The 13335-nt window shown below is 64.1% G+C and carries 12 protein-coding genes; 6 read left to right on the top strand and 6 right to left on the bottom strand.

What is annotated here, in order from left to right:
• Positions 1–10: 10 nt before the first annotated feature.
• Positions 11–1198: a GntR family transcriptional regulator gene (locus FQP90_RS20680; protein ID WP_144652943.1), complete on the bottom strand. Its 1188-nt coding sequence runs from the start codon at positions 1196–1198 to the stop codon at positions 11–13.
• Positions 1199–1351: 153 nt separating this feature from the next.
• Between FQP90_RS20680 and FQP90_RS20675 the strand changes: the two genes are divergently transcribed.
• Positions 1352–2800 (top strand): sulfatase-like hydrolase/transferase, encoded by a 1449-nt coding sequence (locus tag FQP90_RS20675; RefSeq protein WP_144652942.1) that lies wholly within the window; start codon positions 1352–1354, stop codon positions 2798–2800.
• Here the strand turns inward: FQP90_RS20675 and FQP90_RS20670 are convergent.
• On the bottom strand, positions 2797–3822 hold the full coding sequence (locus FQP90_RS20670) for a Gfo/Idh/MocA family protein (protein ID WP_144652941.1): 1026 nt from the start codon (positions 3820–3822) through the stop codon (positions 2797–2799). The two genes, FQP90_RS20675 and FQP90_RS20670, sit on opposite strands and share 4 nt — an antisense overlap.
• A gap of 242 nt (positions 3823–4064) precedes the next feature.
• Here FQP90_RS20670 and FQP90_RS20665 point away from each other — a divergent pair, with 242 nt between their 5' ends.
• From FQP90_RS20665 to FQP90_RS20645, 5 genes are all read left to right on the top strand, one after another.
• Entirely contained in the window at positions 4065–5402 is a 1338-nt protein-coding gene (locus FQP90_RS20665) for a sugar ABC transporter substrate-binding protein (protein WP_144652940.1), read from the top strand.
• Positions 5402–6400 carry a carbohydrate ABC transporter permease gene (locus FQP90_RS20660; RefSeq protein ID WP_144652939.1) on the top strand — a complete coding sequence of 333 codons (999 nt, stop codon included), beginning with the start codon at positions 5402–5404 and terminating at the stop codon, positions 6398–6400. Before FQP90_RS20665 ends, FQP90_RS20660 begins: the two co-directional genes overlap by 1 nt.
• 10 nt (positions 6401–6410) lie before the next feature.
• Positions 6411–7316 (top strand): carbohydrate ABC transporter permease, encoded by a 906-nt coding sequence (locus tag FQP90_RS20655; protein WP_144652938.1) that lies wholly within the window; start codon positions 6411–6413, stop codon positions 7314–7316.
• A gap of 102 nt (positions 7317–7418) precedes the next feature.
• Positions 7419–7727 carry an MmcQ/YjbR family DNA-binding protein gene (locus FQP90_RS20650; RefSeq protein ID WP_018778846.1) on the top strand — a complete coding sequence of 103 codons (309 nt, stop codon included), beginning with the start codon at positions 7419–7421 and terminating at the stop codon, positions 7725–7727.
• Positions 7728–7737: 10 nt separating this feature from the next.
• Positions 7738–8043 carry a hypothetical protein gene (locus FQP90_RS20645; RefSeq protein WP_144652937.1) on the top strand — a complete coding sequence of 102 codons (306 nt, stop codon included), beginning with the start codon at positions 7738–7740 and terminating at the stop codon, positions 8041–8043.
• Between the two features lie 98 nt (positions 8044–8141).
• Here the strand turns inward: FQP90_RS20645 and FQP90_RS20640 are convergent, their stop codons facing one another.
• From FQP90_RS20640 to FQP90_RS20625, 4 genes are read right to left on the bottom strand one after another with little or no spacing between them, the layout of a single operon-like run.
• The gene (locus tag FQP90_RS20640) at positions 8142–8954 is read right to left on the bottom strand and encodes a bifunctional allantoicase/(S)-ureidoglycine aminohydrolase (RefSeq protein ID WP_011776030.1); all 813 of its coding nucleotides are present in this window, start codon (positions 8952–8954) and stop codon (positions 8142–8144) included.
• Positions 8955–8968: 14 nt separating this feature from the next.
• Positions 8969–10231: a DUF6986 family protein gene (locus tag FQP90_RS20635; protein ID WP_144652936.1), complete on the bottom strand. Its 1263-nt coding sequence runs from the start codon at positions 10229–10231 to the stop codon at positions 8969–8971.
• Position 10232: 1 nt separating this feature from the next.
• Positions 10233–11846, bottom strand: a complete 1614-nt coding sequence (gene aceB, locus FQP90_RS20630) for a malate synthase A (RefSeq protein WP_144652935.1) — start codon at positions 11844–11846, stop codon at positions 10233–10235.
• 16 nt (positions 11847–11862) lie between these two features.
• Complete coding sequence (locus FQP90_RS20625; RefSeq protein WP_144652934.1) at positions 11863–13263, bottom strand: NAD-dependent malic enzyme; 1401 nt, start codon at positions 13261–13263, stop codon at positions 11863–11865.
• Positions 13264–13335 lie beyond the last annotated feature (72 nt).

The raw sequence follows: 13335 nt of genomic DNA, 5'->3' as shown, positions 1-13335 counted from the left end.
TGCGCGCCATTTAGCCCCCGAAGGCCGCAGAGCGGGCCTCACAACGCTTCGCCCCGCAGGAGTCACGGACAACAATGCGTGGCCGCAACCGGATTTGATACAACGGACATGCGTCGCCTTCGGTCAGCCGACGCAGCAGGACATCGGCGGCCATGACGCCCAGCCTGTGCTTGGCGGGCGAAACCGCCGTGAGCGGTATCCGGGCGAGGTCAGCCATTTCGTCGTCATAGGAGACGAGGGCGAGGTCCTCGGGAACCCGAACCCCGTGCCTGGACGCGGCGCCTTCCAGCAGAGCGGCTTCCCGGTCTCCGAAGACCAACGCCGCCGTGGCACCACTGCCAGCCAGCAGCCCGAACATGTGCTCGGCCTGGTCGGCTTCCCACTCCGGCTTGGTTGCGCTGAACGCCATGCGCCCGTCGGTCTCCAACCCCAACGCCGTGATGGCAGCCGTATACCCTGCGATGACCGCAGCCTGCGTGGGATTGCTGCTGCGAGCGGCCTCATTTGCCCGGGTGAGCAGCCCGATCTTTCGGTGACCCAAGCGGTGGAGGTGCATGACGGCGTCGTACGCTCCGCCTTGGTGATCCGAGCAGACGTGTTCTGTGAGGTCGCCCGGCCCCAAGTCGTCCAGGCTCCGCTCCAGGAGGACAACCGGCACGGGAAGTGCCATGAGTTCGGCGACGCGCTGCTGGGGGTTTTCCAGACCCGTCAGCGTTGGCACCAGGATGAGGCCGTCCACTCCGGCATCCAGGAGGAATTGGATGCTGGCATTCTCGCGGGTGAAGTCGTAGTGGTACGTGGACAGCTGCAGGCTCGCGCCCCGGGCCGAGAGGTGTTCCTCGATCCCCTGGAGGACGCGCGGGTAGTACAGCTGCGTGTCCGGGAGCAGGACGCCGATGACGAACCTTGAGCGTTTCTGCGTGCGCTGGGGTGCAGCGACGAAGCTGCCGGCGCCCTGCCGCCTGACCACCAGCCCTTTGCCTACAAGGTCCTCGAAGGCCCTCCGCACCGTGGTCAGGGAAAGGCCGGTCTCTGCCGCGAGTTGCTGCTCGGTGGGGAGCTTGGTCCCCACGGCCCACGTCCCGGCGATGATGTCCCTGCGGAGGTCGTCGCTCAAGTCCTGGAACTTCAAGTTGGCCTTGGCGGTGTCGCGAAGAGCCGCTCCGCCGGAGTCCGGCTCCTGTTTCCTCTTTGGCATGATCCATCTCCACCTGTGGACAGACGATTTCTCTTATCATGCACCACGATTTAGAGAGTATTCAGGGAGTAATTGTCAGATCCTGGGAGTATTTTCACGCCAACCGGGAATGCTCATTGATTCCTTGCCTCGAGGCTCAGTAGCTATGGGAGGGTGTCCAACAAGAAGCCGAACATCCTTTTCATCCTCAGCGACGACCAAGGCGCCTGGGCGCTGGGTTGCGCCGGAAACACCGAAATTCACACGCCAAATCTGGACGGCCTCGCTGCCCGCGGCACGCGGCTGGAGAACTTCTTCTGCGTCTCACCCGTTTGCTCCCCGGCGCGCGCCAGCCTGATGACCGGGAACATCCCGTCGCGCCACGGCGTACACGATTACCTGGCGGGCGTCGAAACCGGACCCCGGGCCATCGACTACCTGCAGGGGCAGCGGCTGTTTACGGATCACCTCGCCGATGCCGGTTATCGCCTGGGCCTGTCCGGCAAATGGCACCTTGGCGCCAACGACGCTCCCCGGAAGGGCTTCAGCCACTGGTTCGCCCTGGAAGGAGGCGGCAGCCCGTATGACAGCTCGGTGATGTACAGGTTCGACGGCGGCACCAGCCACCGGGAACCGGTCACCGAATACTTGACGGACGCAATCACCGGCGACGCCTTGGACTTCATCACCGAAGCCTCGCAAGGGCCTGAACCCTTCTTCCTGGCCCTTAATTACACAGCTCCCCACAAGCCGTGGAAGGGGCAACATCCGCCGGAATTTGAGGAACTCTACAGCGACTGTGAGTTTTCCAGCTGTCCACAGGAAGCCATGCACCCGTGGACTCCCACCGTGGACGGTGTGCCGATCGGCGGCGAGGCGGACGTCCACGCTGCGCTGGTGGGATACTTTGCCGCCGTCAGTGCCATGGACGCCGGGATCGGGACGGTCCTCAGCCGACTGGAACAACTCGGCATCCAGGACAACACCTTGGTGGTCTTCAGCAGCGACAACGGCTTCAATTGCGGCCACCACGGCATTTGGGGGAAGGGCAACGGGACGTTCCCGCAAAACGTCTACGACTCCTCCGTCAAAGTGCCGGCGATCTTCGCGCTCCCGGGCAGGATCCGGCAGGGCTCGGTACTGACGGAACTGTTGTCCGCCTACGACGTGGCGGCCACCATCCTGGAGCTGGCGGGGGTAAACCACAGCCCCTTCGAAGACGGGCCAGGACGGTCTTTCGCGGAGCTTTTAGGCGGGCTGCCACCGGCGGCCGGGGACCGCGCCGTCGTGGTCTTTGACGAATACGGTCCGGTTCGGATGATCCGCAGCACCGACTGGAAGTACGTGCACCGGTATCCGCACGGTCCACATGAACTCTACGATCTTGTGGCCGACCCGGACGAGCGAGTCAACCTCGTGGACCAGCCGGCCCACTCGGCGCGGGTGTCCGCCATGCGTTCCCGGCTCCAAGAATGGTTCCAGCGCCACGGTGTCCCTGGCCTCGACGGGAGCTGGCTTCCCGTGGCGGGGGCAGGCCAGACTGCGTCCGTGCTTGATGATCCCCTGGGGGCATTCACCCCACCCAACTGGGATGGCACGGACGCAGCCGGTGGGTCTTCCTAGCCGACTTCGGTCAGGGTGCGTCCGGTGCTGATGCTTTCGCCGGCTTCCGCGAGCTGCACGGGCCTGCCGGTCTTGTCGGCCTCGTAGGACGCCAGGACTACCTCCACGATGTGGCGGGCGTGCTCAACACTGACTTTGGGCGCGCCGCCGTCGAGCACAGTGATGAAATCCTGCAATTGCAGGAAGAAACCCTCCTGGATGTCCTCGGGCCGCGGTTCCCATACCGTGCGTGTCACGCCGTCGCGCCGGACCAAGGTTCCATGGTGCGGGCTGCAGGACAGGGTGCCGAACTCACCCACGATGAGGATCTCGTCCAGGCGTTGGGCAGCGTCGGACACCACGGAGATGCTGACATGGACCCCGTTCTTGAGGGTCAGCGCAATGGCACCGTCAGTTTCCACGGGAACGCCGAAGCGTTTGAGGGTTGAGGCGCTCACGGATTCAACGGGTGCGCCACCGAACCAGATGGAGCGGTCAAGGCAATGGCCTCCGATGTTCATCAGTGCACCCCCGCCTGCCATGGCCTCGCTGAAGAACCAGTCCGGCCGGGTTCCCGGACGGTAGTCGGTGGTCCTGTAGTCGCGGATCATCAGGACCCGGCCGAGCTCGCCGCTGGCCAGCACGTCCTCGGCTGCCAGCTTCTCCGGGAGGAAATGCTGGATTTGCCCGATGACCACGGACACCCCGGCCTCCCGGCACGCTTGAATCATGCGATCGCAGTCGGCCACTGTGGTGGCCATGGGCTTTTCCACCAGCACGTGCAATCCGTGGTCGGCTGCGGCCAGCACCATCTCCAGGTGCAGGGCGTGCGGGGTATTGATGATGACGGCGTTCAAGCCGGCATCACGGTACATGGCCAGGTAGTCCCCGTAGACGGAAGCCCCCCATGGCGATGCGACCCTCTCTGCGGCTTCAGGCCGCAGGTCGCAGACGGCGGCCAACTCCACGTTGCTGATCCGCGCTGCGGATGCTGCATGGAAGTGTGCCACGGCGCCCGCGCCAATGATTCCAAGTCGTATCAATGTCCCTCTTTAGCTCGGAGCCGGAGCGCGGGCTCGTTCGATCGGAACGCCGCGCAGGTCTCCTCGATTGTTGGGCAGCCGGAAAAGAGGAATAAATGCCTAATTGGGTCCCACCGCACACGGGCTGCCTGGCAGGTGGAGAAACTTACAAAATACTCATTGAATCCTGCTTTCGGGGGCTGTGAGAGTCGTCTCACTGAACCGCATCCGGCTGGTTCCCCCTCACTCGAAAGGTGATTCCCATGGGCAAAACAGCCCGTCATCTTCGCCCGCTGGCCGCCCTGTTGGGTGCAGCGCTTGCCTTGTCCACCACTGCCTGCGGCGGAGCCACCGATGCCTCCTCGGCCGCCGAAGCCGTGGATATTTCCGGGTCCATTTCCGGCCAGACCATCAACTATTGGTCAATGTGGAAGGACGGTGAACCGCAGCAAAAGGTCATCGCCACTGCCATCGCAGACTTCGAAAAAGAAACCGGCGCCAAAGTCAGCGTTCAATGGCAGGGACGCAGCAACACCGAAAAGCTCGTCCCCGCCCTGAACACGAACAACGTCCCGGACCTGGTGGACGGAACGCTCGCCAAGCTCGCTCCGGTGATCGGCGAAACCGGGCAGGCCAGCCCCCTGACGTCCGTCTACTCGTACGAGCTGGATGGGAAGACCGTCAGCTCAGTGATCCCGGAGAAGTTCACCAGCAACGGCGTCTTCAAGGGCGAAGACGGACAGCCCTGGATGGTGCCCTACAGCATCAGCTCGGACGGCATCTGGTTCGATGCCGCCAAACACCCGGAGCTCAAAGCCACGCCGCCCGCCACCTGGGATGAATTCATTGAGGTCCTGGACAAGCTGAAGGCCGGTGGAACAGCACCCATTGCCGCGGACGGTGACATCGCCGGCTACAACTCCACCTGGTTCGTTACCTCGCTGCTCCGGCTCAAAGGCGCAGGCAGCTTCAAGGCCCTCGCCGAGGACAAGTCCGGCGCAGGATGGGACGACCCCGCCGTTCTTGAAGCAGCCCAAAAGGTGGAAACCCTGGTGAAGGGCGGATACCTCAACAGTGGCTACAACGCCAGCAAGTTCCCCGCCCAACAGCAGCTCTGGGCGAACGGCGACGCTGCCCTGATCCTCAACGGCTCGTGGACGCCCACCGAAACCGGCTCGTACGCCGCACCCGGCTTCGAATATTCCTCCTTCCAGTTCCCGGCTATCGGCGACAAGCCGGCCAGCGCCCGCGTGGACTTCATCGGCTTCGCTGTTCCAGCAAAATCCAAGAACCAGGTTCCTGCCCAGCGACTTGCGGCGTACCTGCTGGGCGCCAAGTACCAGGACGCCCTCGGAACGGACGCCAAGGTGCTGCCGGTGAGGCAGGACGCACCGGTGGATCCCGCCGTCGCAAGCGTCAAAGCCGCCATCGACGCCGCTCCAGCCACGCACCTGCAGAACGACGGCGTGACGTTCCCCGGATACACCGAGAAGGTCTTCTTCCCCAGGAGCGATGAACTGTTCCTTGGAAAGACCACAGCCTCGGAATTCGTGGCCAAGATGAAGGAAGCCCAGATCCAGTACTGGAAGGACAACGGCTGATGTCCGTCGGCCTGAAGGAACCCCGCGCCGGCAAAGCGGCACTGCAGAATCCCGACTCCCGGAAACCGGTGACCAGGAAGGCCTCAGCTCAGGGCCGCCAACCCGGAAGCTCCATCGATGTGCAGCGCAAGAAGCTGCTGGTTCCCTTCGTGGGTCCGGCGTTCGTCCTGTACACGGTCCTGTTCATCGTTCCCGCCCTTGGTGCAGTGTGGATCAGCCTCCACAAATGGGCCGGATCCGGACCCATGAAATTCGTGGGTCTGGATAACTACGGCCGGATCTTCCGGGACCCGCTGTTCCTGTCGTCGTTCGGCAACACCCTGCTGCTGCTGTTCGTGGTGGGAGCCGCGATCTTCATTCTCGCTTTCGCCATGACGCTCGTCCTCCGGGACATGGCAGGGAAGAAGGTGGTCCGTAACGTCATCTTCTTCCCGCACCTCATCAACGCGCTCGTGTTCGGTGTCCTGGCCGGCTTCATCTTCAACCCTGGCGGGATGGTCAACAGCCTCCTTGCGCCCCTTGGGGTGACGGACCCGCCCAAGTGGCTGGCACAGGACAACATCTTCCCGCTCATCATGGTCACCCTGGTCTGCACCACTACCGGTTACTTCACCACCATCCTGATGGCCGGCGTCGACCGTATTCCGCCCTACTACTACGAGGACTGCGCCCTGGCAGGAGCAACCGCATTCCAGAGGTTGCGGTATGTCATTCTCCCGCTGACCTGGGATGTCTTCGGCACCTGTGCCGTGCTGTGGACCATCTCGTCGGTGAAGATCTTCGAGATCGTGTGGGTTTTTGGCGGTAGCTCCGGGGCAGGGGTGCCGCCCACCCAAAGCTGGACGGCCGCCGTCTACACCTACGTCAACGCCTTCTCCGGACAGTCAACGCCTGCCTATGGAGCCGCAACGGCCTCCGCCGTGTTGTCGCTGGCGCTGATCTCCGTCCTGGTTGTCCTGCTGCGCCGCGCCATGCGTCGCGACGCCGTCGAGTTCTAAAGGAAATGACATGAGCGAATACAAATTGCTGGCTCCCGTGACCGCCCGCAGGCGGGGACGCCGCGGCGTCAGTCCCGCCCTGCGCGGGGAACGCAGCGTAGTCCGGGGCATCGGTGTGGGGTTGCTGTGGCTGGTGGTTGCGATCAGTATCGCGGCGCTGGTGTGGATGGTGGCGCAGGCCTTCCGGGATACGCGGGCCATTCTTGATGACCCGTGGGGCGTGCCGGCATCCTTGGACTTCGGCAACTTCGTTCGGGCTTGGACCGTGGGAGACTTCGCGGTGGCCACGTGGAACAGCCTTCTGACCACAGTGGTGTCGTCGGTCCTGACCGTCGCCATCGCCGCACCGTGCGCCTACTACCTGAGCCGGGTGGACAACAAGCTCACCCGTAGCCTGAGCCTCTACTTCATCCTGGGCCTCGGCATTCCGGCGCAGGTCATCCTGATTCCGCTGTTCGTGATGCTGAACAAGGTGTACCTCACGGACAGCATCATCGGATTGAACCTTGTCTACATTGGGGTTTCCATGCCGTTCACGGTCTTCCTGCTGACCGCCTTTTTCCGTTCCCTCCCCCTGGAAATGGAGGAAGCCGCAGCCCTGGACGGGACCACGGCCTTCGGAACGTTCTGGCGCATCACCCTGCCTTTGGCCAAGGGAGGCATCCTCACCGCCTTCATCCTCCAGGTCATCTCGCACTGGAACGAGACCCTTCTGGCCTTGACCCTGCTGCAATCCACTGAGAAGTACACGCTCCCGGTAGCGCTGATTTCGTTCGTCCAACAGCAGACCTACTCCGGCGCTGACTGGGGTGGACTGTTCGCCGGCTTGGTGATGGTGGTGTTGCCCATGCTGGTCATCTACGTGTGGCTGGGCCGGCGGCTTACCGAGGGACTCACGCTGGGTATGGGCAAATAGACCTCCGACGCCGGGGCTACCGCGGACTCTGGTCGATAACGCAGAAGCACGGGTTGCCGGGCATGTCTTGTCCTCGGAGGCGCGCCAATGCCACAGTGAACCATGGCCACCGAAGAGGACGTCAGGAGCATCTGCCTGGAGATGCCGGGTGTCAGCGAACGCTTGAGCTGGGGTCAACCCGCCTGGTTCGCCAAGACGCTCATGGCACGTATCTGGGAAGACGGGGTTGTCACGGTCAAGACCGATGAACGTGAAGCGCTCGCAGCCATGGAACCGGACACCTATTTCTGGACACCTCATCACGACCAGTCCCCGAAGCTGCTCCTGATCCGGCTTGAGGGCATCGATGTGGACGAGCTCGACGAACTGCTGCAGGAGTCGTACAGGATCGCCGGCGGCCGGGCAGGTTAGACTCGGCCGCATGGGGGAACACAACGCACTTGGGGAACACCACTCACCGCAGCCTGCCCGAAAACTGGCGGTCGTCGTCGTGCCTTTGCTGGGCCTGGTTGCCGTGATCGTTGGGCTGATCGTGGCGTGGAACAACCAGAGCACGGACTTTGGCTTCTTTGCCTATGCGCCGCTGAGCGACACGGTCTTCGTGGGGGATAACGGCTCATTCGTGAGCAAAGGAACGCAACTGGGGCTGGCCGTGACGGGGGCCGGCCTGCTGGTCCTCGCGTTCTGCGCCGGGCTGGCCATCGGCCGCCGCCAAGTTCGCCGCTGACTTCGCCGCAGGAACGCGAAAACGCCGCAGAAACGCGAAATCGCCGGAGAGCTCCAGCGAACTGGCAGCTTTCCGGCGATTTCGGCGCAAGCAGACGGCTAGGTGAGCTTTACCTGGCGGTTCATGTCCTTGTACAGCAGGTAGCGGAACTCGCCCGGTCCACCGGCGTAGCAAGCCTGCGGGCAGAACGCGCGCAGCCACATGAAGTCGCCGGCTTCCACCTCAACCCAGTCGTTGTTGAGCAAGTACATGGCTTTGCCTTCAAGCACGTACAGGCCGTGCTCCATGACGTGGGTTTCCGGGAAGGGAATCACGCCGCCGGGCTGGAACGTGACGATGTTGACCTGCATGTCATGGGCGAGGTCGCTGGAGTCCGTGAAGCGGGTGGTCTTCCAGACGTCGTCCGTGTCCGGCATGGAGGTGGGCTCCACGTCCTTCTCGTTGGTGACGAAGGACTTGGCCTCGAAGCCTTCAAGGCGCTCGTAGGCCTTGCGGATCCAGTGGAAGGAGACGATGTCGTCCGAGACGTTCTCCAAGCCCCACTCAGCGCCGGCAGCCAGGTAGGCGTAGCCGCCCTCCTCGAGGTGGTGCAGTTCGCCGTCGAGCGTCAGGTTGACCTGGCCCTTGGTCACGAAGATAACGCCTTCAACGCCGGCCTCGAACTCGGCCTTGGGGGCCCCGCCGCCCGGTGCGATCTCGACGATCAGCTGGGAGAACGTGGTGGCAAAGCCGGAGATCGGCCGGGCGATGATCCACGAACGCGTGTTGGAGAAGCCCGGCAGGTTGCTGGTGACGATGTCCGTCATCACGCCCTTGGGGATCACCGTGTAAGCCTCGGTAACGATGGCCCGTTCGGTGGTCAGTTGGGTCTGCGGCGGCAGGCCGCCCTGCGGGTAGTAGTACTTGCCCATGCGAGATGCTCCTATCAGTGCGAAGTTGGTTGCGCGAGCCGCGGGTGCGCCAGTGCGGTCAGCTGTGAAAGTTCGACGCCGGCAAGCGCCTTGACCTCGTCGGTCCCCACTGCGCCGCATTGGACGCCGCGGAGGACGAAGCCGGCAAGCGCGCGGGCAGTGGCGGGCTCGTCCATGACGCCGCCTTCGGTGCGTTCCACGTAGTTGCGGAGGCGCAGTGCCGCGGCGGGAAGGCCTTCGCGGTAGAACGCATACGACGCCGAGAAGCGGCTGGGCAGCTGGGCGGCGTGGAGATCCCAGCCTTGGTAGTAGCCGTTCTCCAGGGAACGGCGGACCAGCCGGCCGTGCAGCTTCCAGGCGTCCTCGACGGCGTCACCGACGGGGATGATGTTGGTGGAACCGTCGGAGAGGCGGATTCCCGTGCCTGCAACAGCGAGCTGCATGACTTCCTTGGCGAAGTCGGCCACGGGGTGCTCCATGGACTGGTACTCGGCGGAGATTCCCAACGAGGCGCTGTAGTCGTAGGTCCCGTAGTGCAGGGCGCTGATACGGCCCGGAACAACGTGGGGGAGCTGGGCTACCGGAGAGGTCCCGTCGGCACCGATGATGAGCTGCGGCGTTTCCACCTGCACCTCGAAGCGGAGCCGGCCTGCGGGCAGTCCGTGCACTTCTTCCAACCGCGACACTGCGAAGTCCATGGCCTGCACCTGTGCCACCGTGGTGACCTTGGGCAGCGTGAGGATCAGCCCGGCAGGGAGTTCCCCGGCCGCAGCCAGAGTGGAGACGAACAGGTCCAGGGTCTTCAGGCCGCGGGCCCGCGTGGGTGCTTCGAAGCACTTGAAACGGATGCCGATGAACGGCGGGGCCGTTCCGGCCGCAACTGCAGCGGCAACGGCGTTGGCGGCAGCAACGGCGTCGGCGTCTTCTGCCTCATCGCCGCGGTCGCCGTAGCCGTCCTCGAAGTCCAGACGGAGGTCCTCGATCGGCTCGGAAGCGAGCTTCGCGGCGACGCGCTCGGCAACAGCGGCAGCCAGGTGCGGTTCCTGGCCCAACAGCTGACCGAGCTTTTCGAGGCCACCGTGGGCTTCCGCCGTCGCGAGTGCCTGGGCGCCCCACTCAGCTGCGAGAGCCGGCGTGAAGCGGTCGGCCGGAATGTAGACGGTGTGGATGGGCTGGCGTGAGCCGTCGTCGCCGGGGTAGCTGCGGTCCAGCAACTGGTCCGTTGCCTCCAGCTGCGACTCAATGTGTGCCAGGTCTGATGCAGAGAATGAACCCATCTCAGCCCACCAGCTCATACGCGGGCGTGGTGAGGAAGTCCGTGTAATCGTCGGAGAGACAGATGTCCTCGATCAGCTTGGACGCCGGCTCGTAGTACTTGGTGAAGTTCTCGTCGCCGAACTCGATGCGCAGGCGCTCGGTTTCTTCGCCCAGGATGCGGGTGACCAGTTCGCGGGTCACGGTGTTGCCCGTGTCCGCGAGGACCGACTTGTTGCGGATCTGCTGCCACACCTGCGAGCGGGAGATTTCCGCGGTCGCGGCATCTTCCATGAGGTTGTGGATGGCTACCGCGCCACTGCCCGAGATCCACACGCCCGTGTAGGCGACGGCGACGTACAGGTTCAGGCGCAGGCCGGCTTCGGTGACGTGGCCTTCGGCGGACGCGACGTCGATCAGCTGCTCAGCGGTGACGTTTACCTCGGGGCGCTGCTTGTCCAACTGATTCTTCTTACCGCCGTTGGCAGGGTCGCCCAGCACGGCGTCGAACACCTCGCGGCAGGTGGGGACGAGGTCCGGGTGGGCCACCCAGGAGCCGTCGAAGCCATCGTTCGCTTCGCGGGTCTTGTCGGCGCGGACCTTGTCGAAGGCAGCGGCAGTGACGTCGGGCTGCTTGCGGTTGGGGATGACGGCGGCCATGCCACCCATGGCGAAGGCGCCGCGCTTGTGGCAGGTCTTGACCAGGAGTTCGGTGTAGGCGCGCATGAACGGTGCCGTCATGGCAACGGTGGCGCGGTCCGGAAGGACGAACTCTTCGCCGGCATCACGGAAGTACTTGATGATGCTGAAGAGGTAGTCCCAACGGCCGGCGTTCAGACCGCTGGCGTGATCGCGCAGTTCGTAGAGGATCTCGTCCATCTCGAACGCGGCCGGGATGGTCTCGATCAGCACGGTGGCGCGGACGCTGCCCTGCGGGATGCCGAGGAAGTCCTGGGCGAACACGAAGACGTCGTTCCAGAGGCGTGCCTCCAGGTGGCTCTCCATCTTGGGCAGGTAGTAGTACGGGCCGTGGCCGTTGAGGAGCAACTGCTTGGCGATGTGGAAGAAGTGCAGGCCGAAGTCCACCAGCGCACCCACGGCGGGTTCGCCGTCGATCAGCAGGTGCCGTTCCTCCATGTGCCAGCCTCGCGGGCGGGCAACAACCACAGCCAACGGAGCGTCGGTCCGCAGACGGTATTCCTTGCCTTCGGGGGAGGTGTAGCTCAGGGTTCCCTGGGCGGCGTCGCGGAGGTTGAGGATGGCGTCGATGACGTTGGGCCACGTGGGCGTGCTGGCGTCTTCGAGGTCCGCCAGCCACACTTTGGCGCCGGAGTTGAGGGCGTTGATGGCCATCTTGGCCGGGGTAGCGGGACCGGTCATTTCAACGCGGCGGTCCTGCAAAGCTGCGGGAGCCTCGGCGACCTTCCAGTCGCCGTCGCGAATTTCCTGGGTCTCCGGGAGGAAGTCCAGGCGGCTGGTGTCGGCAACCTTCTGGCGCTTGACGCCGCGTGCCTCCAGCAGCTCGTTGCGGGTGCCGGCGAAGCGCTTGTGCAGTTCCTCGATGAAGGCCAGTGCCTTGGGGGTGAGGATTTCCTCGGCGCGATCGATCGGCCGGGGATCAGTGACTGTGATAGCCATTTGGCGGTGTCCTTTTCTAGAGTGCGCTGGCGGCGTTGGCGTGCGCAGCTGCTGCTACGGCACTGGCCACATCGGCGGCAACATGGGGATCGAAGACGCTGGGGATAATGTAACTCGCGTTGAGCTCATCGTCAGCTACCCGGTTGGCGATAGCCTCGGCTGCGGCCACCAGCATGTTCGGCGTGATGTCCGATGCTCCGGCGTCCAGCAGGCCCCGGAAGAAGCCCGGGAAGGCCAGCACGTTGTTGATCTGGTTCGGGAAGTCGCTGCGACCCGTGGCCACCACTGCTGCGTGCTTGGACGCGACTACCGGGTCGATTTCCGGCGTGGGGTTGGCCATGGCGAATACGATCGCGTCTTCGGCCATCGAAGCAACCTGCTCCTCGCCGATCACGTGCGGGGCGCTGACGCCGATGAAGACGTCCGCTCCCTTGAGGGCGTCGTGCAGGGTGCCGGAGAAGCCTTCTTCGTTGGTATTCGCTGCGATCCAGCTGCGGTGTTCGTCGTTGTATTCCTCGCCGGAGTGGATGGCGCCGGAGCGGCCGGCGGCGATGATGTGCTGGGCACCTTGGGCCTTGAGGAGCTGGATGATGGCGGAGCCGGCAGCGCCGACGCCCGAAACAACGATCTTCACTTCGGACAGTTTCTTGTCCACCACGCGGAGGGCGTTGACCAGGGCAGCGAGCGTGACGATTGCGGTGCCGTGCTGGTCGTCGTGGAACACCGGGATGTCCAGTTCTTCGCGGAGGCGGTTCTCGATTTCGAAGCAGCGCGGTGCAGCGATGTCTTCGAGGTTGATGCCGCCGTAGACCGGGGCCATGGCCTTGGCGATCATGATGATTTCTTCGGTGTCCTGGGTGTCCAGGCAGACCGGCCAGGCGTCGACGTTGGCGAACTGCTTGAACAGCGCAGCCTTGCCTTCCATGACCGGCAGGGCTGCGGCGGGACCGATGTTGCCCAGGCCCAGGACTGCTGAGCCGTCGGTGAGGACGGCGATGGTGTTGCGCTTGACCGTCAGGTTGCGGGCAGCGGCCGGGTCCTCTGCGATCGCCATGCAAACACGGGCGACGCCGGGAGTGTAGGCACGTGACAGGTCGTCGCGGTTGCGCAGGGCTACTTTGGGGACGACCTCGAGCTTGCCGCCGAGGTGCATGAGGAAGGTGCGGTCCGAGACGTGCTGGACGGTGACGCCGTCGAGGGCGTTCAGGGCGTCCTTGACGCGGGCTGCGTGGTCGTCGTCGGTGGTGTTGCAGGTGACGTCAACAACGATCGTCTCGTGGTGGGATTCCGTGACGTCCAGCGCGGTGATTGCTGCACCGGCTGCGCCGACGGCTGCTGCCAGTTCGCTGGTAGCGGTGAAGCTCGACGGTGCGGCGACGCGCAGGGTGATCGAGTTTCCGGGGCTCGGATTCGCCATTGAAATTCCTCCTGTTAGGCCCGTTCCCGGGCCGCCGTTCCAAACTAAATGTTTTCGTATTATGGATATTAT

The organism is Paenarthrobacter nitroguajacolicus (assembly GCF_007786235.1).
Lineage (GTDB): Bacteria > Actinomycetota > Actinomycetes > Actinomycetales > Micrococcaceae > Arthrobacter > Arthrobacter nitroguajacolicus_A.
The sequence above is the reverse complement of the archived record's forward strand: the minus strand, read 5'-3'. Positions and strand labels throughout refer to the sequence as shown.